The following is a 23,971-nucleotide window of genomic DNA, read 5'->3' as shown; positions in this document are numbered from 1 at the left end:
TTCGCTGTTTTTTTGTGATGAATGGGAGTGGCTGTAGGAAAACCCGGAATCATTTAAAGGGATAATTGACTATTCAGGTGCCTGGCATTTACCCTATCCCCATCCATATCAACCAATCATGCTACTTACCCCCAAAAAATAATACAAAAAAAGCACCGGATTATTCCGGTGCTTTCCAACAAATCCTTACTTATTAACCTTCAAAATACGTCCTTCTTCAACAGGATCTACTGTCCCTTGTGCTTTGATATAGTTTACAAAAGCTTCTAAATCTACGATATCAATGACTTGGTTCTTACCTTCTAATAGAACCGAGTATCCGTCCCCGCCGCCTGCCATAAAGTTGTTTACCGTAATGGAGTATGTTTTTGCCAGATCAAGTGGTTGATCGTCCCCGGTTGTAACGGATTTAATTCTGCTTCCTTCAGGTTTACTGCTATCATACGAAACCTTCAATCCGGAAATCTGTAAGATTCTTGGTGCATTAGGATCTTTCGCCCATTGGGATTCGAAAAGTTCATAGACCTGCTGTCCAGTCAGATCCATCGTTACAAGGTCATTACCGAACGGCTGAACAGTGAAGGCTTCTTTCCATGTGATTTCTCCTGCATCGATTTCTGCACGGATGCCGCCTGGGTTCATAAAGGCAAAGTCTGTTCCCGTATGACTTCTCATAGCGTCTGCGATCAGATTACCCATGGCAGACTCACCATCGGCATTTTGAACCCTGCTGATTCCGTTTGTTGTGTTCCCAATTTTCACATTCAGGATAGGTGCGACATCTGCAAGATATTCATCCAGCATGTCTTTAATCCGGGCATCTGGCGTGATGGTTCTAACGGCAGAAACGATTTCCGCTTTTTTCGACGTGATATCCTTGGTGTCCGGATCAATCACGAAATCCACATCCGAAAACGCTGTACCATAAGAATACGATTGAACAAGAAGCTTTCCATCCACAATCGTATTTGCATACTGATGATTGTGTCCACCAAACATAATATCCACTTCATCGTCTACTTTTGTTGCCATATCAGCCAGTTCTTCTGAAGGGTTAGATCCATCAGTGTTTGATTTCACAGGGTTATGGGAAAGGACGACAATCGCCTCTACACCCTTCTCCTTAAGTTCTTCTGTATATTTGTTAATCGCTTCGACTTCATCTGTAAATGTGACTCCCTCTGTTCCACTCGGTGTGACAATTCCCGGTGTATCAGAGAAAGCAATTCCGATAAACCCAATAGGAACCCCGTTAACCTCTTTTACCACATATGGAGAAAGAATCGGTTCTTTCGTATTGCTATCCACTACGTTTGCCGCTACATAAGGGAAATTCGCCCCTTCAAATACCCCATATTTAGAGTAGGTTTTTGAATGTCTTCCACCGTCGATCAGGCGCATCATTTCATCTACACCTTCGTCAAACTCATGGTTTCCTACAGTTCCTACATCAAAACCGATTTCATTTAGCATTTTGATCGTTGGTTCATCTTGTAATAACGCAGATACCGGAGAACTCGCCCCTGCGATATCTCCTGCATGCACCATAAGTGTGTTAGGATTCGTTGCTTCACGTTCTTTTAAATGGGCAGCCAAGTATTCAATCCCCCCAGCGTTCAAACCTTTGTTATATGTGTCCAATTGACCGTGAAGATCATTGATGCCTAATAATTGAACTTCAAAGGGCTCTTCTGCTGGAAAATCAATCTTGTATTTATGGAATCCATTTGTACTTTCTCCGACATGATGGATGTTCGATGTTTGCTGAGCAAACGTTTTTGCTTCTGGAGAAGATTCAAAGGTGACATCAACCTTTCCCGAAACCGGTGCAAACGTCCAGTTCTTATCTGCAGTTGGATTAATCGTTTTGTTTTTAATAATGTAGTTCATGACTACTTGACGATTCTCGTCTGGTGAAACATAGATGACTCGTTTCCCATCAGGATTCGCAAGCTTAGTAAATGAAGCACGATAGTTATTCGTAGCCACGACAAACTTCTGATTTTCCTCTACCGGCTTACCATTAAACATTAAGTTTTTCACACGACTTGCTCCTGCATTAATCACGTTCCCGGACTGATCATATTTGGCAGGCTTCGTTACATCCACTTCATACGTCACACCATCGATCGTATCAAAGTTGTAAGCTTGGAAATCCTTATTAATCAAAGATTGTTCCTCTGTTATCGTCGGATCGATTTGATTGAAGTTCCCTGTTGTCCATTCGATATATTCTTTTACTTCGGCACCTGTTAAAAGTAATGCTTGAACCGTATTTGGATACTTGTAAAGGTCAGAAACGTTTTTAATCGTCACTGTTCCTTTAGGAATGTTTGTGTACTCACTGGCCCCATTTCTTCCAGCTTTAAAAGGAGCTGCAGATGAAAGGACAGGAAGATCTTCGTATTCAGTTCCTTTTAACGCATTCTCTACATACTCTTTTTGAGCGTTGCTGACAATTTGTACGGATGGATCATCCTGTACCCGTGCAAAGAAGCTGTGAATAGGTGCTTCCGTTTGACCTACTTCACCATTGATGTATTGAATGGTGCTGTCATGGGAATCTTTTAAAACATCAACCATTTCTTTATCCGCTGCTGCTCCGTTTGAAGAAATAACTTCCGATTGAGAATCTTTCACTTTCCATTTACCATTAACCTGTTCCAGAGTTAAGTCAATGACACCAAGTGTTTTTCCGTCAACATTCGCTTGAACGGCAGCCACACCATTGATTGTTCCTTTTTTATTATCCACACCTTCAAGTGAGTTGTAGGAAGCATCTCCCGGGAAGGACAGGTGAGTGTGTCCGAATAAAATCGCATCGATTCCATCTACCTCACTTAGTGGATAAACGGTATTTTCTTTATTGGATTTATCTTTGTCAAAACCTGAATGAGAGAGAACAACAACCACTTCTGCTCCATCCTTCTTCATTTTCGGAACCCATTTTTCAGCTGACGCTACTACGTCCTCCGTTACTACTTTGCCTTCCAGGTTCGCTTTATCCCATTGCATGATTTGAGGAGCTACGAAGCCAATGACACCGACCTTGACTGTTTGCTTGTTCCCTTTTTCATCGACTACTTCTTTATCCACAATTTTATATGGCTTTACAAGGTTTTCATCGTTTGACGGATCCTGATCATGGTCATCTTTATACACGTTACCAGACACATATGGGAAGTTAGCACCTTTGATACTATTTTCCAGGAATTCCAACCCATAGTTGAATTCATGGTTCCCAAGAGTTGCGGCATCATAATTCAATAAGTTCATCGCTTCATAGATCGGATGTGTTTCATTTTCAATTAATCCTTCAGATACGGCATTTTCTCCACCTAGAATGGATACGTACTTGCTGTCCACCAATTGCTTGGCAGCATCAGTCATGGCATTTTTCTCAACTAAAAGGACAGGAGCATCGTGCTTGGCTGCGAGAACTGATCCCGTTAATCCATCCACAAAATTTCTTCCTGTTGTGACAAACACTTTATCCGTTACTTTATCCAACTCAGTAGCAATTTTGAGTGACGTTTCAAATCGATTTTGACCGAAAATCCGTGATGGGTTTTTCAGTTGTTTTTCAACTTTTTCACTGATGACGCCAGGTCCACCTACAATGATGGTTTTATCTTTCCCTTTAAGAGATTCAGTTGTCGTACCTGGTACACTATCCTTCTTTGTCAGAAGAATCGGATACCCATTCTTTGCAGCATATGGTGCAATCGCAATGGCATCTGGATAGTTGGATCCGTCTGCAAGGATGGCAGTGTCTGTGTTTCCGCCAACTTCCTCAGCAATCATGGTGGCCGTCTCATAGCGATCAGAACCTTGGATTCTCTTAATATATAATTTCATCTTGCTTAATTCACTTTGTACATCTGCAGAAACGGCATTTACCCCGCCTAAAATAATCACTTTTTTCGCACCAAGACGTTTGATTTCTTCCTTCGTCTTTGCATTTAAGCTCTTCGTGCCCGTCAATAGGATCGGCGCATCCAAGTGATAAGCTAATGGCGCTCCCGTTAACGCATCGGCAAAATTATCAGAACGTGCGATGACTACTGTATCAGATTTCGCCCAGCCTTTTTTCGATACCTCTACTGCCGTTTCATATCGATCATCACCTGATAAACGATTCACAAATGTTAAGGGATCAACCTTAGCGATAAAATCAGTAAATGGATTCCCTTGAAGCAGGTCACCATTATCCAGCAGTAAATTATTCGGGTTTTCTTCACGTTCTTTTTTGATCAGAGTTGAAAGGCGAACAAGTCCATTTTCAACAGGTTTATCAGAATAATAGTCATGATCCATTAAACTTCCATGCACATCGGTCGTTTCCATTATTTTTAATTTTACATAAGCATCATTCGATAAAACATTTGTAGGGGCTTTTTCTGCCGAAACGGTACCCCCTACCGGAGAAGCAATCATACCTAAAGCTAAAGTTGACAGAGCAATACTACTTAACTTCTTTTTTACTCCATTGTTCAAACCATTCAACCCTCTCAAAATTAATATGTAAGGAACAACCCAGATCTATTAAACAGTCGAATTGACTCATTTTTTATTCTAATCTGAATCATCTAAGACAATTATACTTCGAAAATTGTCATTTACTATCATTTTTTTACATAATTTAATAAATTTTAAACAAAAAAAGAAGACTATGAACCTATAAAAGGATCATAGTCTTCTTTATCAAATAGGAGTAAGTGTCCACTCGTCATCTTCGTACAGAACTTTGTAAACTCCTTCAGGGTTATCCACATCTATATATTTAAATAGCCATTCATTAATCGCTTTATCAGAGTCCAATACGACTAGAAAGTCTGAATTCTTGAGGCTTGTAAAGAACTTTTCTTTTTCTTCCTCAGAACTTAACCCGTTCGTGATCGAATAGTTCATGGACAGCTGTTCATATGAAACGATATATTTCAAATATCCTCTATCATCTTTACTCTTGGGGCTATAGTAAGTCACCTCTGGATCAATGGCTCCCGTTGAGGCAATCTTGCTAAATTTGTTTTTCACTTCCCATCTGATTGAGGAAATCGTTTCCGGTTTTTCCGCAATCACTTTAACATTCCCACTAAATGGATATATGAATAGACTCCCTAGGAGAATCAGAGTAATCATTTTCGAAATAGGCTTATTGTTTAAATAATGGCTCCACTCATAGATGACAGCACTCATTAATATACCAATCACATAGATAATAATCGTTGATTGATACCTGCCGAAACCTGCAATTCTTGCTGCCTCAAATTCCGGCATTAAATACACATACATGAAATAGAGAGAGAACATGTATAGAACGTAAAAACCATTCGAAATAAAAATGGAGAAAATCAAAAGCTTGGATAGCTTTCTTTGGACTACATACATCAATACCAGAAGGAGAACAGCCATTATATTTACAATAGCGACAGCTTTAAAGTTATTTGATTCTAAATTAGTCGAGGCCCTCCATAACTGTGGGCCGATATGATCCATGAACTCTGAGGACTTTTCATTATTCGCGACTTTATCCGGTGTAACAGCGAACTTGTTTGCACCGTAACCCGTTTGGTAAGCCTTGATGGTATATTTTATCCATAAGTAATTCAAGAACATAGGAATCCCGATCAACCACAATAAAGCATTATAGACAATCTTTCTTACATCTTTCGTCAAAGGTTTCTTATGTACGTAATAGAAATAAATAAAGCTCAGGATAAGAATGACATTGAATGCCAGAAAGATTTTCCCGCTATCTTTTAGCAGCATAAGAAAGATCAGGATGGGTGTATTCACGATCAGCTGCTTCTTCCAATCACCTCTATAATAATACGCTACAATAACCGAGGCGAAAGCAACCAATCCTAATAAGATGTCCACTAAAAGGTTATAAAAGCTTCCCCAATTGACAAGCAATAGAGAAATACCAGCCGCCATAGTTAAAAGAATAACTCCAGGTCTTTTCCATTCACTAAAGAAGTACATTGTCACGACACAAGAGATAGCTAAAAACGCCTGCGCCATTAAGGCATAACTTTCATGTTTCCCTAATACTTCCAATATGAAATAAATAAACACTGCACTGCCGGGAGGATAGTTTTGAAATGTCACAATCGTCGAACTGTCCGGTAAACCATTGATCAGTGACATTTCCCTGACAATTAATCCCCAGTGGCTGAAATTATCATAGTGTGTCAAGATCAGCCCCTTCAAATAAATCATCATACCAAGTATTGAAAGGGCAAATACAATGATACTTGGATGAAGCATCGGCATTAATGCTTGTTTCCTTCTAAAATAAAGAAAAAGGTAAATAACAAAAAGAATAAGCCCCAAGTAGTAAATGAGATTTACTGCTAGAGGCATAATATTAATTAAACCTGCACAAAACACAACTGTAGTAATGGATGAAAAGATAAAGATAGGAATAAAAGCGATATGCACTTTTATTCTATTGAAAGAGAGAAGTCCCCATCCGCTTAAGGAAGCGAATAATAATAAAAATGAAACAACGCTGTTACTCATTATTCAACAACTCGCGACGACCAACTTCATTTTTAAAAACCCATTCTCTTTGAATCACAAAACTCACCAGGAACAACAAAGAATCTACGATTATCTTAATGACTACCTCTCCAGAACTTACAGCCGAATAAATATAGTGTACCCCCAACGCTGAAACCCCCATCTGCACGATGCTCAGGGCATAATATTTTACCATCGTATTCGATGAACTGGACTTAAATACTACGTTTCTATTAATCATAAAATTAATGAACGAAGATAAAACCCTTGAAAGCACTGTCGAGACGATGATAAATGAATCGGGTAACACTTCTTTTAACATCAATGAGAAAATCATGAATAAAACGATGTCTATCCCAAATGATGCAAAAGAGGATGCAATAAACCTGAGGAACACCGAATAGATTTTGATAGAATCTTTAATGGGATTGAAGTGAGATGATTTATTTTCTTCTATATAAATGGTTTTGATCTTAACTTCTTCTATTTTAATATTCTTTTTCTTACATTCCAGCAACATGTTCATCTCGTATTCATAACGATCACCCTTCACCTCTAGCAAATCATCTACAAACATTGCAGGAACTGCCCGCAATCCAGTTTGTGTATCCGATACGTTGATACCGCTGGCAAATTTCACAACTACCTTTGTAAGGTTATTCCCGAATCTGCTTCTAAACGGAATATTTTCTTCTGAAAAATTCCTTGAGCCCAGTACTAGACTAGTCGGACTTTCCAATAACTTAGCTGCTACTTTTTTCATATCTTCCAATGTATGTTGACCATCGGAATCAATCGTAATGAGGCCCATTGAGTCGTTATAATTCTCATTAAAATATGTAAAAGCCGTTTTCAGTGCCCGACCTTTCCCTTGATTCACACTATGGTGCAGCACCACACATTCCTTTGTTTCTTCTAAACCTTCAAATATACCGGAACACTCTTTTTTACTTCCATCATTTACAATAATAACTCGTGAAAATTGAGCTGAAATGATTTCATTCACTAAAGTTGTCAACTTTTCATCTGGGTTATAGGCAGGAATGATGATGGCAATATCATGTATGGATTTCATTGTATCTCCTCCCAAAAATTTCAATCTATCTCACTATATCTAAACCAACTGCAAAATTCAATGAAATAGCAATATCTTTACAAAAACTATACGATTGAGCGGGACACGGGGACAGGCACCGTGTCCCACATATAGTAGAGCCCACGCTTGCCTGCCATCATTCGCTGATAAGTTTGAGATTCCGCTGATAAAATCCGAATTTCGCTGATATATTGAAAATATCGCTGATAAATCCATCTCTGTGGTCAAAATGAACCCCCACACCCCACCAAATTGACTCCCAACACCCTAAACTATAACCAAAGCGGCAAAAAAAGCAGCAAACCGATAAAGATTCCTGCTTCCCCCCTCTATTTTTCACATATCCTTCACTACTTTGATCCAAAAAAAGAGAGCTCCCAAAATGAGAAGCCCTCCAATTACTATTTCCCGCCTGTGAATGAAATTCCTTTAATAAAGTAGCGATTAAAGAATGCATACAGAAGGAGTACCGGCAGAGTAAAGACCATGGATGCAGCCATGATATAGTTCCAGTAGCTGACGTATTGGCCTTTAAAGGTGTTCAATCCTAATGGCAGTGTGTACATTTCTGTATCGGTCATGACAATCAATGGGGTCATGAAGTTGTTCCAGAATCCCATGAACACAAAGATTGCTTGTGCCGCCAAGGCCGGTTTGGCTAACGGCAATACCACCTTGAAGAAGATTCCGAAACGGCTTAGACCATCGATTTGAGCAGCCTCTTCCAGTTCCTTCGGGAAGTTGATGAAGAACTGTCTCATCATGAAGATGAAGGTTGCATTGATCATGGCCGGTACGATCATCCCTTGATACGAGTTAAGCCAGCCGATTTCCTTTAAAATTAAATAGTTTGGGATCATCGTGACTTGTGCCGGTATCATCAGGACTGCGAGAATCATGATGAATAATGCCTTCTTCCCTGGAAAGCTTAAGCGCGCCAAGGCGTATCCAGACATGGAATTAAAGATGATATTCAATGCTGTCCCGATTACTGCGATGAATAAACTATTGAATAACCATCTAGGAAATAGCTCCTGCTCGATAAAGATCTGTTTGTAATTATCCAAAGTGAAATTCTTCGGTATGAAATTCATCGTTCCGCTAATGATTTCTTCTAATGTTTTAAAAGAAGAGGAGAGTGCCCATAAGAATGGAATCAGAGTTGTGATCGCATAGCCTATCAGGACAATGTATAGAAGACGCTTACTGAACGTCTTTTTCTTCGAATTCATGCTTCCATCCTCCTTAATAGAGTGATTCTTCTTTAGAGAATTTACGTTGAATCAGTGTCGCCACCAGGATGATTATGGCGAGCGCGAAGGCAAGTGCGGCTGCATACCCCATGGTGCCCAATGATTTAAAGGCATATTGATAGATTAGGAGGACAACCGTTAACGTCGAGTTATTCGGTCCACCGGATCCACCTGAGAAAATATACGATTGATCAAACAGCTGGAACGTTCCGATAACCCCCATGATCACGACGAAGGATGTAACCGGCCTGAGAAACGGTACGGTCACATAGAAGAACTTCTGAATCGCATTCGCTCCGTCCAGTTCAGCCGCTTCATATAACGAGTCTGGAATATCCTGAAGCGCTGCAAGATAGATGACCATGAAAAATGGTGCCGTTGCCCAGATGTTCATGAACATAATCGCATTCAAGGCGATGTCAGGATCACCTAAGAAATTATACGTCGGCAAGCCTACTTTTTCTAAAAGATTATTGATCAGCCCTTCTTTGTTATACATCCACATAAAGATCAGCGTCAGCACGGCTGAAGACGTTAAGGTCGGTAAGAAATAGACAATCCTGAAAAGCTTCTCACCTTTTAATCCCGCATTTAACGTCGCTGCCAGCACCAAAGCCAGAAAGGTTTGTGTTGGCACCACAATCAGTACGTACTTCGCCGTGTTTTTCAAAGCGATAATGGCCCGATTGTCTTCCATGATCCTCGCAAAATTCTCAAATGCAACAAATTCAAAACTCATATCCCCCAGGAGTTGAACCTTATGAAAGGATAAAAAGATGGCATAAAGAATCGGTCCAATAATAAACACCGCTAATACAAATAGCGTGGGAGACATAAATAAGTATCCTTGTCCTGCATCCTGTAATCTCTTCTTAGAAGATTGTTTGTTCATTCTTATCCCTACCTTCTATCTGTCTAAAATCTGCCCTATTCCCTGTATTCTTTCCGCCCAGGTCTGTCTAGCCAAGACCTCAAAAGAAAGAATACAGTCAATGGTAAAGCTGTACCTGACACCATCATCAGTGCCAGGTACCTTTAAAAAGATTATTGAATTTCGCTATTCGCTTGTTCTTCTGCTTCTTTCAGTGCTTCATCCAGAGGTCTGTCTCCCAGGAAGGCAGCGATAAATTGGTTGTTAAAGTTGTTCATGATGATCGGCAGGTTCTTTCCTTCTGCCCAAACCGTTGCATATGGTGCTCCGGCTACAAGTGCTCCGCGTAATTCATCCTTGTCATACCCTAATTTTTCAGCTACTGACTTACGTGTCGGAAGGGCAAACCCTTTAGAAGTCCACGTTTCCATTCCTTCTTTACCAGTTAGATACGAAATCAGCTTCCATGAAGCTTCCTTCTTTTCCGATGCCGCATTCATCACATATCCAACCGTGTAGGCCATTGTTCCTTTTTCTCCATTGATTGTCGGTAATTCAGCCGTTCCGTATTCAACATCCGGGAACGTATCCGCTAGGAATGGAATCGCCCAGTTTCCTTCGATGACCATGGCTGCTTTCCCTTGACCGAACATTTCTCCTCCCCAGTTCGCTCCTACTTCTGAAGCCTGTGCAGAGGTTTTGTCTTCGTTATGCTGGTCGATGATCGGCTGAAGGGCATTGACCACTTTATCTGAAGCAAAGTTCGCTTGATCATCCTTCACGACTTCCCCACCGGTTGCCTGAGCAATGTGATAAAGGCGGGCTAGTTCCGGAGCTACTCCAAATCCATAAACGCCATCTTTCGTCAGAGCCTTTGAAACTTCACGAAGCTCATCCCATGTTTTCGGAACTTCCACACCTGCTTCTTCAAACATCTTTTTATTGTAAAAGAGAGCTAGAGTCGAATAGTCTTTCGGGAAACCATATGTCTTTCCATCCACCTGGAACGCTTCAAGCATCGGTTTCTCGAAATCTTTCACATCGAAATCTTCTGTTACGTAATCATCCAGCGGCTCAACAACCCCTGTTTCAATCAGGGCAGGAGCTTCCAGAGCATCCAAATAGAAAACGTCGGGACCTTCTCCACCAATCAAACGTGTTTTCAATACATCCATATACTGCTCAGAAATGACTTCGTGTTTTACGTCAATATTCGGATGTTTTTCTTCAAAATCAGAAATCGTTTGAGTTAAAAGCTTCTGTTCAGAAGGATTTCCTCCCCAGCCTGCAAGAGTGATTTCGACCTTTTCGCTTGCTCCATTTGAACTCGTCTTCTCATCTGATCCACTGCATCCTGCCAATACCGATCCCACTAACATCGTCGTAATTCCTAGACTCGCGATCCACTTCTTCTTCGCCATTTTCATAACCCCTTTATTGATTTATTTAAAATAGGATTGTTATTCCTGGATGTGATTACACTGTCTGTTTTTCTTTCACAATGTCGTAGCCTGTTGTGTTTTCTATAATGGTGGTTTCTACTTTGTCTCCTTTTCGCATTAAGGAAAGAGATAGCACTCCATCACCAATCGTTATATCGTGAACCGTCAACATATTCATTTCATCGAGTAAAATCGGATTGAGATGGATTTCTTTTGTAAGACTGTTCGGGAATAACCCTAGCAGTGATTGTATAAACACAAGTGGTGTCCCCGCTGCCCACGCTTGTGGTGAACATGCGACCGGATACTTTACAGCCTTCCCAATTGCAGACTCATACCCGCAGAACAATTCCGGCAGTCGATCATATTCGAAGTGGCGGGATGCATCAATCAGTCCGCTCATCACCTTCTTTGATTCCTCGGTAAATCCTAGTTTACTTAATCCCAGCAGAGTCATGCTGTTATCATGTGGCCAAATGCTTCCATCGTGATAGCTCATCGGGTTATAGCCTGCTTCGCCTTTCCCCATGGTACGAATTCCGTATCCTGAAAACATTTTGTCATTCGTTAACGTTTGACTTACTTTTTCAGCACGGTTCCCTGACATCATTTCCGAATATAAAACATGCCCTGGATTGGAAGTGATCGTACCTACCTTTTCTTTGTTTTGATCAAGGGCGATGGCGTAGAATTCCTGGTCGTCCATCCAAAACTCCTGTTCAAATCGTTCTTGCAGGTTTTTCGCTTCTGCTTTTAATCTAGAAGCCGTTTCAATATTCTCAAGTGCTTCATAAACAGCAGCCAATCCACGTTTCGCCTGATACACATATCCTTGGACCTCTACTAAGGCAATCGGCGTATCAGCGTAGTCCCCGTTTCGATGAACGATGGAGTCCCCGGAATCCTTCCAGCCCTGGTTGGCAATTCCCTTGGATGATTCCTGATGGTACTCAACGAATAGATCTCCGTCACGATCTCCGTACTGGTCAATCCATTCAAGAGCTCTCTTCACATTATCTTCAAGCTTATGGAACGTATCCAAATCACCGGTCCATTTCACATACTCTGTTAAAAGAACAAGGAATAACGGTGTTGCATCAATCGTTCCGTAATAAGGCGTGAACGGAATCTGGTTCGTATTGGCAAGCTCCCCGTAGCGTATTTCATGCATGATCTTGCCCGGCTGTTCGTCTCTCCAAGGATCCACCTTCGTCCCTTGCTCACTGGCCATGGTGAACAGGGTGCCTCTTGCAACCTGTGGTTCGAAGGCAATCATTTGCAGGGCCGCAATCAGACTGTCTCTTCCGAATGGAACCCCGAACCAAGGCAGACCAGCTACAGGAAACTTTCCGTATCCAGTGTCGGTCAGTAACACTCTAAGATCTGACAATCCTCTGTCCACCAGGCGTTGAAGTGGCTGGTAATCCGTTTCTACTTTCGTTAACTGAGCGGACCATTCTTTATAAGAGACTTTTAATTTTTGAAGAGCCTCTTCGACAGGTAAAATGTCATCTCTGGTTTCTACATTTTCCAGTGGCACAATCATAAACGTAATGGACTGTTCTTCCTCATGCTGAAGATCAACCTGGAAAGTAATCTCTCCATTTTCCTTCACGTTTTTCGCTTTGGCATCCCACTGAATCTTTGTCGCACGATTGATATCGTCTGCTCCTTCATATTGGAAGGTGAGGGATTGATCCTCAACGTTCTGACCTGTTCTCTTTCCTACGTTCCCAGTTTGGAACCCGCGTACGATGAACATATCGTTAAAGTCCACATCGACTTCTATATTCAACTCAAACGAGACCGGCTTTGGGTAATAGTTTTTCGTCGTAATCGTTTCATATAACACATCATCATAAATAAAGCGCTTACGTTCAATTTCTACTGATTCCCTCCAGAGAATAAGATTTCCCTCCTCCTCTTGGTGGGGGTTCGTCGATAGAATCGTAGACATATAGTTTTCGGATCCATCCGAATGTAATAGAATCGGTTTTTCATTATTTATTTTTACATTCAACTTGCTAAGGTACCTCGTGTCATTCTTGTATAAACCAAGTCCATAACTGTGATCTGAAACGATATCTCCCTGCTCATCTGTAAGAAGAAATAAGTTGTTTTCTTTAATCACTCTGTAGTTCATATTGGTTCCTCCTACTTTCATAACGCTTCGTTTTTGTTAGTGAGTCATATCGGTGTTTTCCTGTTTTCCGAAACGTTTTGGAAATCCGGCAAAAAAAATATATCCATTTCCAAAACGTTTCGGATTACCCCCTAAATAAAAGTTGGCTTTTACTCCTCTTCCTTTTGAAGACTTTCACTAACGTTTATTCATTTCTATGATTCGTACTTTCTCTTTTGATTAACTTTGTCTCCAACACCATTCGATGGGTCTTGGATTGATTTGATAATAAGTCGAGCAATAATCTTGCCCCTTCATACCCCAGCTGAAACTTATTTTGTTGGATGGTTGTCAGCTTGGGACTAACATAGGAAGCAAGCAGTATATCATCATACCCGACAATGGAAAGTTTTTCTGGCACCTGTATCTTCAACTCTTTCGCTGCACTCATCGCTCCAATGGCCATTAAATCGCTTGCGCAAAATATAGCTGTTATTTCAGGATGTGAGGTCAATAATGTGTTAGCTGCTTTCTTTCCGCTTTCTTCTGTGAACTTACCATTCACGATGTAGTTGGTATTGAGTTCTACCCTTGCTTTTTGCAAAGCGTTTTTATACCCTTCCAATCGCTGCTGACTAACAAACGCAAACTCATGTCCATTAATCATCCCGATGTTCTTGTGACCATTTTCGAGTAAATGTTGAACGGCTTTCTCAGCTCCTAATACATTATCCGTTGTCACATGACTCACATTCCCGGACTCAAGGGGAATATCAATTAATACGCAAGGAATATCACTTTCGACGACTTCATGTAAATAAGGATCATCGGTGCGAATCCCCTGGATTATGACCCCGTCCACTCTTCTTTCCCTGCAAAGTTGAGTATACGTCTTTTCACGCTGCTTCGAAGAATTGGTGTTGAATAGGACAAGATCGTAGTCAGAACCGGAAACAAATTCATTAATGCCCGCCAGCACTTCCACGATGAAATTATCCTTCACACTTTCCTTTGTAAATCCGGAAACGAGTAATCCAATCGTTTTCGACTTTTTCATAACTAAACTTCGGGCAATCGAATTTGGACTATAATTTAACTCTTTGGCAACTTCTGCAATCTTCTTTCTCGTGTCTTCATTGACATCTGAATATCCATTTAACGCCCTTGACACCGTCGTAACGGATACCCCGGCTACTCTGGCAATATCTTTAATCGTAGTCACTTACACATCTCCCAAAACGTTTCGGATTTCCTTTAACTGAATAATACAACAGATTGAAAACGATTACAACATTATTTTTCAATAACGTTTTTTTGTTGGGACAGGGGGACAGGCACCGTGTCCCACTTATACCGTTGTGGCAGTTTCGCCGCTATTTTTGAAATTTCGCCGTTAACATCAGAATTCCGCCGTTAAATGGATCTCAGATTATATCGGGACGCAGCGATAGATAACTGGACGCTGGTTGGGCCTATCTTTTAATGCTTTGAATGTCTGAGTTCGCTGATAAATTTGAGATTTCGCTGATATATTGAAAATATCGCTGATAAAATCATGATTTCGCTGATATATCAAGAACCCTTAAAGAATGTCCCCCTCTTTTATCACCCAAAGGACTATCACCTCACCTTTTTTCTCTAATTCACTCATCATTTATGTCCCAAAACATAAAAAAACAGCGAATTTTGATAAATTCGCTGCATGATATGATCTCTTTTATAGATTATTTATTTCCTCGCTTCATGAACCTTCAGCATCTTACCCTTGACTGTGGTTTTCTTCATCGCTTGTAAGACCAACGGCCCTTTGCCATTCAATATCTCCACATACGAAAGGTTTTCCTGGATCGTGATGATCCCGATGTCGTCAGCAGTCACGCCATCAAGTTTCGCAATTGTTCCGACGAAATCGACTGCCCTGATTTTCTTTTTCTTCCCACCATTGAAGTAGAGCTTCATGATACCTCTGTTCAATTGCTCACTCTTGTCTGATTTAAAATCAGGTTCCGTGTCTAATTTCCGATCAAAATCCGCTTTGGCTTTTGACACTGCTTCTTCCGACGGCGACTGCAGCTTTGGAATCGTAAATCCGATATAGTCTTCAATCTCGGCAAGGAATTTATCTTCATACGGTGTGCAGAAGGTGATCGCCTTCCCTTCAGAACCTGCGCGGCCCGTTCTTCCCGTGCGGTGAACATAACTTTCTTTTTCCATGGGGATATCATAATTGATGACATGTGTAATGTTTTCAATATCGATTCCACGGGCTGCCACATCCGTTGCCACCAGGTACCGGAATTCCCCTCTTTTAAAATCGTCCATCACTTCAAAGCGCGCTTCCTGAATCATACCGCCATGAATTTTATCAACGGGATACCCTGATCGATCCAACTCATCACATAATGTATCAACATTTTCTTTTGTTCGGCAAAAGATGATGCAGCTATCGGGATTTTCAACAGTTGTGACGTTTTTCAGCAGAGTCAGCTTATTCTCCTCTCTCACTTCGATCAAAGAGTGATCGATTTTATCTGTCGTAATACCCGTTGCTTTGATTTCAATGTGAACTGGTTTCTTCATATATTTATGGCAAAGTGTTTCCACATCCTCTGGTAATGTAGCTGAGAATGTCAGCGTTACCCGCTCAGTCGGCAGCTCCTGAATAATCGCTTCCACCTGTTCGATAAACCCCATGTTAAGCATCTCATCGGCTTCGTCGATTACAAGGTACGAAAGCTTATCCAGTGGGAATGTTCCTTTTTCAATATGATCGAGAACACGACCGGGAGTGCCTACTACGACATGATTTTTCTGCTTAAGCTCAAGTTTTTGTCGTTGAAAAGGAGATTTCCCGTACACGGCAGCCGCTTTGATACGCTTATATCTACCGATGTTTGTGATGTCTTCTTTTACTTGAACCGCGAGTTCACGTGTTGGCGTCAGCACAAGGGCTTGAGGCTTATTCTCTTCCCACTGTACCATCTCGCAAATCGGAATCCCGAAAGAGGCTGTCTTACCGCTTCCTGTTTGGGAACGCACAACAAGATCCTTCTTCTCCAGAGCCAATGGAAGCACCTTGGATTGAACCTCGGTTGGAGCTTGATACCCTAAACCGGATAGAGCCCTTACAATTTCATTACTAAGCTTATAATCCGTAAATTGTTTTATACTCATTTCACTACCTCATTTATTCCTTCTTTAGTTTTATTCTCATAGGAAAGTGTCGATTCTATTCAATGGAATTATACCCCCAGCAAATTCTTTTCAAATATCTTTAGGTATTCCACCGATAGTGTGTTATGCTTTACCTAACCATTTTTAACTTGTAACATGTTGTCTCCGGGACCGACGAACGCTGTCGGTCCCTTTTTATATCTAAAGCGCAGGCGGCTCGCCCAGAGGCGACAAGCATAAGGCGAACATGCCGGAAAGGCGTTCTTTGCCTTTTTGGCATGTTTGACTTATGACCTCGAGCCTCTAGCCGCCGGAGCTGGATGACACCAAATGCGCAGGCGGCTCGCCCAGAGGTGACAAGCATAAGACGAACATGCCGGAAAGGCGTTCTTTGCCTTTTTGGCATGTTTGACTTATGACCTCGAGCCTCTAGCCGCCGGAGCTGGATGACACCAAATGCGCAGGCGGCTCGCCCAGAGGCGACAAGCATAAGGCGAACATGCCGGAAAGGCATTCTTTGCCTTTTTGGCATGTTTGACTTATGACCTCGAGCCTCTAGCCGCCGGAGCTGGATGACACCAAATGCGCAGGCGGCTCGCCCAGAGGCGACAAGCATAAGACGAACATGCCGGAAAGGCGTTCTTTGCCTTTTTGGCATGTTTGACTTATGACCTCGAGCCTCTAGCCGCCGGAGCTGGATGACACCAAATGCGCAGGCGGCTCGCCCAGAGGCGACAAGCATAAGACGAACATGCCGGAAAGGCGTTCTTTGCCTTTTTGGCATGTTTGACTTATGACCTCGAGCCTCTAGCCGCCGGAGCTGGATGACACCTAAAGCGCAGGCGGCTCGTTCAGCCCAGACAACAATAAAAAATAAAAAAAGGACCCTCCGAGAGAGTCCCTTCATCAAAAGCTATTACGCTTTGTTTACGTTAGTCGCTTGAAGTCCACGTTGACCTTGCTCAGTGTCAAATGTAACTTTTTGACCTTCGTCTAAAGATTTAAATCCTTCGCCTTGGATAGCTGAGAAATGTACGAATACATCTTCTCCACCTTCGATTTCGATGAAACCGAAACCTTTTTCTGCGTTAAACCACTTTACTGTACCTTGTTGCATAATTGTTTCCTCCTGTGTGGACTTGAATCCACGATTTATTACTATCGTTGCTCAATTAGATATCAAAGGCGAAAAGTTTAAATACTTATTCTTTCCTTACAGACCGAACAAAAATAATTCTTTCTTAGAATAACAGATAACCTGAGAAAAAGCAAATCGAATACAATAATCACCCTCAACCCCTCTTTATTCTTTAAACTCTCCATTAGTAAAGGATAAATCCGTCCTTATGTCGAAAGTAAGAGATAAAGGGGATGACCCAAATGAATAAAATTGGATTATTAAAAAGTTTAAATCAAGCCAGTCGCGGAAACTTCTTTTCAATTGAAATCCCTATGACTTCAAAAGAAGAAGCACAAACAATCAAAAATCTGGCAACTGAGTTAGAAAAAGAAGGAAAAATCAAAATCAGGGAATGTAATCAGAATGAATCCTCCGTTTACATTCAAGGAATCATTAAGTATGCGTTAACGTAATTTTGAAAAGGTGCCTGTGATCGAACTGCAGGGACCTCTTTTTTTTCGCAAATAAAAAAGGACTCTCAGAGAGAGTCCTTCATCATAAAGCTATTACGCTTTGTTTACGTTAGTCGCTTGAAGTCCACGTTGACCTTGCTCAGTGTCAAATGTAACTTTTTGACCTTCGTCTAAAGATTTAAATCCTTCGCCTTGGATAGCTGAGAAATGTACGAATACATCTTCTCCACCTTCGATTTCGATGAAACCGAAACCTTTTTCTGCGTTAAACCATTTTACTGTACCTTGTTGCATAATTGTTTCCTCCTGTGTGGACTTGAATCCACGATTTATTACTATCGTTGCTCAATTAGATATCAAAGGCGAAAAGTTTAAATACTTTCATTCCTTACAGACCGAACAAAAATAATTCTTTCTTAGAATAACAGGAAATCGTAAAAATAGCAAATACTTTTACAAAATTGTTGAAGACCCACTCTATCTTCCTATATAAAAGTCCACTTCCCCGGAAGGAAATGGACTTACATATGACTATTTATCTTCCTGCTTACTCCCATGTTTTACGCCTTTACTAGTATAGGGCTTGTTGCTCTTCTTCTTATTTGCTCCGGCCTGCCAGCGATTCCAGCCTTTCTTTCCTGTGCCTTGGCCTGTGCCGCTCTTTTTCTTTGGTTTACTCATTTTTTCACTCCGTTATGATAAGGTACGTTCTTTCAAGTTCGTCCTCATATCATAACACTTATTAGTGGAGGAATGAACTCCTTGTTTATTCCACTCAGTTTTTCTGCCCTGTGTAGATGTGGATCGCGTCCCTCAAGAACTCAGCCACACCCTCCTGCTCTGCATCATAGTATGCCTTAAACCGCTCATCATCGACATACATCTGAGCAAGACCGGCATGACCCTCCTTGGTGTACTGTCCCCAGTAGAATGTGATCCACTCTTTATGCAAGTCAGCAGCTTTCTGGGCGATGTCGCTTGCTGGATCACCTGTTTCGAACGCTTCGGCTAACGTTACTTTTATCTCTTTTTCAAGCCCTGTGACTTTTTCATGGTCTTCCTGGGACATGTTCATCACTTTGGCGTTAGATTCGTCCACTGCCTTGTCACCATATTTCTCCCGTACTTCTTTTCCATACCTTTTCTCGTTATCCTCAATCATCTTTTGCTTGAATCCTTCAAACTTTTCTTTATCTGACATGGTCATTCTCCCTTCCTTTACATGTATTGTTTTATCTACATTTGCAATCAATTGATCAAGCTGCTCTCGTCTGGCTAACAATTTTTCGCGGTGTTCCTTCAAGGCATGAGTTGCGTCAAAGGCAGGATCATCCAGAATATCCTTGATTTCATCCAGTCCTACACCTAATTCTTTATAAAAGAGGATCTGCTGCAGTCGGTCGACTTCCCTCTGCCCGTATATCCGATATCCTGACGAATTGGTCCTTGCCGGCTTCAGAATCTCAATTTCATCATAATAGCGCAGAGTTCGTGTGCTCACACCAGCGAGCTCCCCAAGCTTCTTAACGGTATATTCCATGATTTCACCTCCTGACAATTCTTACTTTACAGGTTGACGCTGCGTGAATGTAAAGGGGGTTTTTGAAAAAAGTTTTTTATTTGATAGGATAGCCCACCTGGAAGGGATCTATTTGGGGAATCCCTTGAAAATAAAGCAGCAGTCCGATATTCTTAGATTATTAATTATCAGTTTAAGGTTGTGTTGAACATGCGTATTAATAAATATATCAGCGAAGCTGGAAAGGCATCCAGACGCGGTGCAGATAAATTGATTACAGAAGGAAGAGTGACCATTAACGGGAAGATCGCGAAGATTGGAGATCAAGTGAATCCCGGGGATGATGTGAAGGTGAGCGGGGCACCTGTAAGGGTGGCACGAAACAATGTATATATCGCTTTAAATAAACCTGTTGGGATTACGAGTACCACAGAAAAAGGCGTGAAAGGGAATATTGTGGATCTCGTCAATCATCCCCTGCGAATTTTCAATATCGGACGATTGGACAAGGATTCAGATGGCTTGATTCTTCTTACGAACGATGGGGATATCGTCAATGAAATCCTTCGTGCCGAGAATCAGCATGAGAAGGAATACATCGTGACGGTTGACCGCCCGATTTCAGAGGATTTTCTAAAGCAGATGTCGGAGGGTGTTAAGATCCTGGGAACGAAGACACTGCCATGTAAGGTTGAACAGATTTCTAAGTATGTCTTCCAAATCACATTGACTCAAGGATTGAACCGCCAAATACGTCGTATGTGCGAAGCCCTTGGATACGAGGTATATAGACTGCAGCGTACGAGGATCATGAATATTCATTTAGGGAACCTGCCTGTAGGACAATGGCGTGACCTTTCTAAGAAAGAGAAGACGCGACTGTTTCAGGATTTGGATTATGAACCGAAGGAATGGTAATCATCCAGCCGGACCCGCCATACGTTGTGTATGGCGGGTCCGTTTTTTACATATGGACTTCCCGAGAGTGACGGACGAACCCAAGATAACGGGAGCCCTGGAAGTTCAATTCCCCCTGGTCTCCTTCCACAAGCATCCCATACTCAGTATCTTTGACCTTTAACTCCATCCTGTCCCCACTGTCCACTTCGAAGGTGACAAAGTATTGGCTATAGGCTCTTGTTTCCCCACCACCTCTTACTGCCGTCCTTTTGGCAAGGACTTTTGCCCGGACATTTATAACGGGTGACTGGTTATTCTTACTCCACTCGCCCACTCCTTTTATAATGGAGAACAGAATGAACGAAATCACGATGACAAAGACGATCCCTATAAAAATAGGGACAATTTGAAACATCATATCTCCTCCTGGTGCCATGTAACTCCCCCCTTGGGTATTTCCCACTATTTTACCATCTATATTCTTTTATATGTTATTAAAGTTATTTCATATTCACAAAAAAACCTCCCCTGATTGAGGAGGGAAGGCTATGATCCTGTCGGAAGCTTCATCTTATTTATGACCATTGTTATATAATTCTTCTTCACTGGTTTTGGCGTACGAGGAATTTCATAGGAAGTACATTCCCGGGACTCTTCCTCAGCTATATTGAGCTTAGAGGAATAGACCTTCATTCCTCCCATTATGTTACGAATCGACGATGTCAATTCATCACTTGGACTGTCCTTCAACAGATACCCGCGTGCATCCGCTTGTTCCACTTTATCTCGATACCCCTTTTTTGCAAATGTAGTAAGAACAAGCAGTGGACATCCTGCCTCTAGAGGTCCGTCCCTCTCCAGCATTTCAATATCCATGATGAAGAGGTCTGGTTTTAGTTTTTGGATAAGTGTTTGGGAGTCCTGTATGCCCGATGCCTGACCGACGACTTCCATATCGTCCTCCAGGTTAAGGAGGGAGCTCATGGTTTCACGGAGCAACTGTTGGTCTTCTTGTATGACGATTCGAATCATGTAGGTTCTCTCCTTTTATAGGCCTTATCAAGTAAAGACTCCCCTTATATGAAACGTTCATAAGGAGAGTCGGTCAGGTTTATAGTTCAGGTTTGGCTTCAGTCGAGATTCTTGATTTTGACTTATCCAGAGACTTGATGCCTCTAAAGCTTACAAACGTTTTGTTTTCTTCATCCCAAAGCTTGAAACGTAATGATTTTAAGCTTGTTAAAAGTGAGATGGTTGGTACTTTTTGTAATGGCTCTGAGTTTTTATGAGCTTCTTCCAGTCTGTAGTTCGGCACTCTCGGACTTAGATGGTGAATATGGTGATAACCGATGTTACCTGTAAGGAACTGCATGATTTTTGGAAGCTTATAGAAGGAGCTTCCTTCAACAGCCGCCAACACATATTGCCATTCTTTGTCTTCTTCGAAATACGAGTCTTCAAACGTATGCTGAACATAGAACAACCAAATTCCGATCGATCCTGAAACCATGAAGATGGATCCCTGTACCAGCAGGAATTCCTGCCATCCCAGTGTCACACATAGAAGTGCGATAAGGGCCACGATGATCACGTTCACTAAATACGTGTTATTACGTTCTTTCTTACGTGCATTTTTACGGTTAAATCTATTTTTCAGAAGGAATACATAAATCGGTCCTAATACAAACATAACGAACGGATTGCGGTAAAAGCGATACGCTAAACGAATCTTAAGAGGTGCTGCTAAATATTCATCAATCGTCAGCGTCCAGATGTCACCTGTTCCACGCTTATCCAGGTTCCCGCTTGTCGCGTGATGGACGGCATGATCATGCCCCCACTGGTCGAACGGGAATAGCGTTAACACACCCATAGCTGTTCCGACGATTCGGTTTACACGGCGGCTTTTAAAGAAAGAGAAATGGGTACAATCATGAAAGATAATGAAGATTCGTGTCAGGAACCCTGCAGCGATCACGATTGGAACGAGCGCCAGCCAGTACGATACCGAAAGACTTTGATACGCAAGAAACCATAATAGAAAGAATGGCCCCAGCGTGTTGATGATCTGCCATACACTTTCCTTTGTTGTTGACTTTTCATAAGGAGCAACTTCTTTTTTCAACGTTTTTATATTTGTCATGTCATAATTCCCTTCATTTAAGGCGTTGAACTCATTATAGGATAAGCGAAATCATCGTGTTAGTAGTAGGTGTCATATGCTGGGTATGACAAATGTCATAAGGGAGAATTTGTCATGAACCCACTAACGCACAAACCCTTGATATTGCTGGATTCACAATGATTGCTTCACGTTTCCAATTGGTTATATTATTTTTTCAGATTAGAAAAATATTCTTGTTTGAGGGATTTTTTAGAGAGGTTTTATAAAAAAGTTCTTCAATATAACAAAAAGTCTCTTGTATAGCCTACAAATAAAGAGGATGGCCCAAAGATTTTCTTTAGGTCATCCTCTTTTGTACTATTCACTCATTAAAAATCGAACTCATCCGGATCCGGACCACTGCGGAGACCTTCATTTAATGCATCTAATTGATCCATTTGTTCAGAAGTTAATTCAAAATCATATATAGAAATGTTTTCTTGAATTCTGGACTCCGTCATGGACTTTGGAATTGTGATGACTCCTTGTTGGAGATCCCAGCGCAGTATCACTTGAGCGGGTGATTTACCATGTGACTGAGCAATCCCTTTAATGGTTTCATTGCTTAATAGCTCTGCATTCATAAGGGGAGACCAGGCTTCAACTTGGATATTGTGCTTCTGGCAAAAATCTCTCACTTCCGTTTGAATCAGCTTGGGATGGAATTCGATCTGGTTAACAACAGGAGTGATTTCAGCTTCCTCGAGTAAATGCTCCAAGTGATGTACCTGGAAGTTACTTACACCGATCGCTTTGATCCTGCCCTCTTTATAAAGGGATTCAAGAGCTTTCCAAGACTCCATGTACTTCTCTTTTCCAGGCCAGTGAATCAAATAAAGATCGAGATAGTCAAGTCCCATTTTCTCTAAGCTTTCTTCGTAAGCCGCGATCGTTTCATCATAGGAAAGGCCATTATTCCAAACCTTCGAAGTGACAAACAATTCCTCCCGGGACACAATTCCAGCTTCAATCGCTTTATTGATGCCTTTCCCGACACTCTCTTCATTTCCATAGATGGCGGCTGTATCGATACTACGGTACCCCAACTTGATAGCAGTTTGCACCGCCCGTTCTAATTCTGGACCATCCTCTACCCGGAAAACTCCGTACCCTACTTCTGGCATTTTTATATGATTATTTAAAGTGATAGATTTGACGTTCATACCTACACTCTCCTTTAACTTTATATAAAATAGAATGTTCTCGAGGAGAACATGAATATAGTATGGACCATGAAATAAAGCTTGAAAAGTAGGTACTTTTTTGTGGGATAGGTACTTGGAAGTGCCTGAAAAGAGTGGCTTTATTA

At 41.5% G+C, this 23,971-nt stretch carries 19 protein-coding genes; 2 read left to right on the top strand and 17 right to left on the bottom strand.

All coding sequences use genetic code 11. The annotated features are described in order from the left end of the window. Positions 1-186: 186 nt before the first annotated feature. The 10 genes from AAEM60_RS05805 to AAEM60_RS05760 all read right to left on the bottom strand — a co-directional run bounded on the left by AAEM60_RS05805 (position 187) and on the right by AAEM60_RS05760 (position 17,603). Positions 187-4,497: a bifunctional 2',3'-cyclic-nucleotide 2'-phosphodiesterase/3'-nucleotidase gene (locus AAEM60_RS05805; protein WP_341357647.1), complete on the bottom strand. Its 4,311-nt coding sequence runs from the start codon at positions 4,495-4,497 to the stop codon at positions 187-189. 207 nt (positions 4,498-4,704) lie between these two features. Beyond that, complete coding sequence (locus AAEM60_RS05800; RefSeq protein WP_299744588.1) at positions 4,705-6,528, bottom strand: hypothetical protein; 1,824 nt, start codon at positions 6,526-6,528, stop codon at positions 4,705-4,707. Next, positions 6,521-7,603 (bottom strand): bifunctional glycosyltransferase family 2/GtrA family protein, encoded by a 1,083-nt coding sequence (locus AAEM60_RS05795; protein ID WP_299744585.1) that lies wholly within the window; start codon positions 7,601-7,603, stop codon positions 6,521-6,523. Before AAEM60_RS05795 ends, AAEM60_RS05800 begins: the two co-directional genes overlap by 8 nt. 422 nt (positions 7,604-8,025) lie before the next feature. Continuing rightward, positions 8,026-8,856, bottom strand: a complete 831-nt coding sequence (locus tag AAEM60_RS05790) for a carbohydrate ABC transporter permease (protein ID WP_149157402.1) — start codon at positions 8,854-8,856, stop codon at positions 8,026-8,028. A 13-nt stretch (positions 8,857-8,869) separates the two neighbouring features. Then, positions 8,870-9,769 (bottom strand): sugar ABC transporter permease, encoded by a 900-nt coding sequence (locus AAEM60_RS05785; protein WP_299744581.1) that lies wholly within the window; start codon positions 9,767-9,769, stop codon positions 8,870-8,872. A gap of 152 nt (positions 9,770-9,921) precedes the next feature. After that, positions 9,922-11,169, bottom strand: coding sequence for an ABC transporter substrate-binding protein (locus tag AAEM60_RS05780; RefSeq protein ID WP_299744578.1), 1,248 nt, complete (start codon positions 11,167-11,169; stop codon positions 9,922-9,924). Positions 11,170-11,224: 55 nt separating this feature from the next. Next, positions 11,225-13,333 carry an amylo-alpha-1,6-glucosidase gene (locus AAEM60_RS05775; protein ID WP_299744575.1) on the bottom strand — a complete coding sequence of 703 codons (2,109 nt, stop codon included), beginning with the start codon at positions 13,331-13,333 and terminating at the stop codon, positions 11,225-11,227. Positions 13,334-13,517: 184 nt separating this feature from the next. Further along, the gene (locus AAEM60_RS05770; RefSeq protein ID WP_299744572.1) at positions 13,518-14,534 is read right to left on the bottom strand and encodes a LacI family DNA-binding transcriptional regulator; all 1,017 of its coding nucleotides are present in this window, start codon (positions 14,532-14,534) and stop codon (positions 13,518-13,520) included. A gap of 506 nt (positions 14,535-15,040) precedes the next feature. Further along, positions 15,041-16,486 carry a DEAD/DEAH box helicase gene (locus tag AAEM60_RS05765; RefSeq protein WP_299744569.1) on the bottom strand — a complete coding sequence of 482 codons (1,446 nt, stop codon included), beginning with the start codon at positions 16,484-16,486 and terminating at the stop codon, positions 15,041-15,043. 916 nt (positions 16,487-17,402) lie between these two features. Next, positions 17,403-17,603, bottom strand: a complete 201-nt coding sequence (locus AAEM60_RS05760; protein ID WP_064094055.1) for a cold-shock protein — start codon at positions 17,601-17,603, stop codon at positions 17,403-17,405. A 263-nt stretch (positions 17,604-17,866) separates the two neighbouring features. Here AAEM60_RS05760 and AAEM60_RS05755 point away from each other — a divergent pair, with 263 nt between their 5' ends. After that, complete coding sequence (locus AAEM60_RS05755) at positions 17,867-18,079, top strand: hypothetical protein (protein WP_299746041.1); 213 nt, start codon at positions 17,867-17,869, stop codon at positions 18,077-18,079. A 93-nt stretch (positions 18,080-18,172) separates the two neighbouring features. Here the strand turns inward: AAEM60_RS05755 and AAEM60_RS05750 are convergent, their stop codons facing one another. From AAEM60_RS05750 to AAEM60_RS05740, 3 genes are all read right to left on the bottom strand, one after another. Then, complete coding sequence (locus AAEM60_RS05750) at positions 18,173-18,373, bottom strand: cold-shock protein (RefSeq protein ID WP_064094055.1); 201 nt, start codon at positions 18,371-18,373, stop codon at positions 18,173-18,175. A gap of 237 nt (positions 18,374-18,610) precedes the next feature. Then, positions 18,611-18,760, bottom strand: coding sequence for a DUF3934 family protein (locus tag AAEM60_RS05745; RefSeq protein WP_082051258.1), 150 nt, complete (start codon positions 18,758-18,760; stop codon positions 18,611-18,613). Positions 18,761-18,854: 94 nt separating this feature from the next. Continuing rightward, positions 18,855-19,619: a MerR family transcriptional regulator gene (locus AAEM60_RS05740; RefSeq protein ID WP_299746022.1), complete on the bottom strand. Its 765-nt coding sequence runs from the start codon at positions 19,617-19,619 to the stop codon at positions 18,855-18,857. 189 nt (positions 19,620-19,808) lie between these two features. On the opposite strand from AAEM60_RS05740, the gene rluF reads away from it, so the two are divergent. Continuing rightward, positions 19,809-20,516: a 23S rRNA pseudouridine(2604) synthase RluF gene (gene rluF / locus AAEM60_RS05735; RefSeq protein ID WP_299746019.1), complete on the top strand. Its 708-nt coding sequence runs from the start codon at positions 19,809-19,811 to the stop codon at positions 20,514-20,516. A gap of 46 nt (positions 20,517-20,562) precedes the next feature. Here the strand turns inward: rluF and AAEM60_RS05730 are convergent, their stop codons facing one another. The 4 genes from AAEM60_RS05730 to AAEM60_RS05715 form a co-directional block, all read right to left on the bottom strand. Continuing rightward, a complete protein-coding gene (locus AAEM60_RS05730) occupies positions 20,563-20,934 on the bottom strand; it encodes a DUF2500 domain-containing protein (protein WP_299746016.1) in 372 nt (123 codons plus the stop codon). A gap of 110 nt (positions 20,935-21,044) precedes the next feature. Then, the gene (locus AAEM60_RS05725; protein WP_299746014.1) at positions 21,045-21,530 is read right to left on the bottom strand and encodes a response regulator; all 486 of its coding nucleotides are present in this window, start codon (positions 21,528-21,530) and stop codon (positions 21,045-21,047) included. Positions 21,531-21,609: 79 nt separating this feature from the next. Continuing rightward, on the bottom strand, positions 21,610-22,641 hold the full coding sequence (locus AAEM60_RS05720; RefSeq protein WP_299746011.1) for a fatty acid desaturase: 1,032 nt from the start codon (positions 22,639-22,641) through the stop codon (positions 21,610-21,612). A gap of 350 nt (positions 22,642-22,991) precedes the next feature. Beyond that, entirely contained in the window at positions 22,992-23,825 is an 834-nt protein-coding gene (locus AAEM60_RS05715) for an aldo/keto reductase (protein ID WP_299746009.1), read from the bottom strand. Positions 23,826-23,971: the final 146 nt, after the last annotated feature.

The organism is Rossellomorea sp. y25, from assembly GCF_038049935.1.
GTDB lineage: Bacteria > Bacillota > Bacilli > Bacillales > Bacillaceae_B > Rossellomorea.
This window is presented reverse-complemented; position numbering and strand designations above follow the sequence as displayed.

Coding starts and splice junctions, on each gene's coding strand:
- AAEM60_RS05800 (WP_299744588.1), bottom strand. CDS start 6,528: ATGAGTAACAGCGTTGTTTCATTTTTATTATTATTCGCTTCCTTAAGC.
- AAEM60_RS05750 (WP_064094055.1), bottom strand. CDS start 18,373: ATGCAACAAGGTACAGTAAAATGGTTTAACGCAGAAAAAGGTTTCGGT.
- AAEM60_RS05780 (WP_299744578.1), bottom strand. CDS start 11,169: ATGGCGAAGAAGAAGTGGATCGCGAGTCTAGGAATTACGACGATGTTA.
- AAEM60_RS05765 (WP_299744569.1), bottom strand. CDS start 16,486: ATGAGTATAAAACAATTTACGGATTATAAGCTTAGTAATGAAATTGTA.
- AAEM60_RS05785 (WP_299744581.1), bottom strand. CDS start 9,769: ATGAACAAACAATCTTCTAAGAAGAGATTACAGGATGCAGGACAAGGA.
- AAEM60_RS05775 (WP_299744575.1), bottom strand. CDS start 13,333: ATGAACTACAGAGTGATTAAAGAAAACAACTTATTTCTTCTTACAGAT.
- AAEM60_RS05760 (WP_064094055.1), bottom strand. CDS start 17,603: ATGCAACAAGGTACAGTAAAGTGGTTTAACGCAGAAAAAGGTTTCGGT.
- AAEM60_RS05740 (WP_299746022.1), bottom strand. CDS start 19,619: ATGGAATATACCGTTAAGAAGCTTGGGGAGCTCGCTGGTGTGAGCACA.
- AAEM60_RS05795 (WP_299744585.1), bottom strand. CDS start 7,603: ATGAAATCCATACATGATATTGCCATCATCATTCCTGCCTATAACCCA.
- AAEM60_RS05790 (WP_149157402.1), bottom strand. CDS start 8,856: ATGAATTCGAAGAAAAAGACGTTCAGTAAGCGTCTTCTATACATTGTC.
- AAEM60_RS05745 (WP_082051258.1), bottom strand. CDS start 18,760: ATGAGTAAACCAAAGAAAAAGAGCGGCACAGGCCAAGGCACAGGAAAG.
- AAEM60_RS05715 (WP_299746009.1), bottom strand. CDS start 23,825: ATGAACGTCAAATCTATCACTTTAAATAATCATATAAAAATGCCAGAA.
- AAEM60_RS05730 (WP_299746016.1), bottom strand. CDS start 20,934: ATGGCACCAGGAGGAGATATGATGTTTCAAATTGTCCCTATTTTTATA.
- rluF (WP_299746019.1), top strand. CDS start 19,809: ATGCGTATTAATAAATATATCAGCGAAGCTGGAAAGGCATCCAGACGC.
- AAEM60_RS05725 (WP_299746014.1), bottom strand. CDS start 21,530: ATGATTCGAATCGTCATACAAGAAGACCAACAGTTGCTCCGTGAAACC.
- AAEM60_RS05720 (WP_299746011.1), bottom strand. CDS start 22,641: ATGACAAATATAAAAACGTTGAAAAAAGAAGTTGCTCCTTATGAAAAG.
- AAEM60_RS05755 (WP_299746041.1), top strand. CDS start 17,867: ATGAATAAAATTGGATTATTAAAAAGTTTAAATCAAGCCAGTCGCGGA.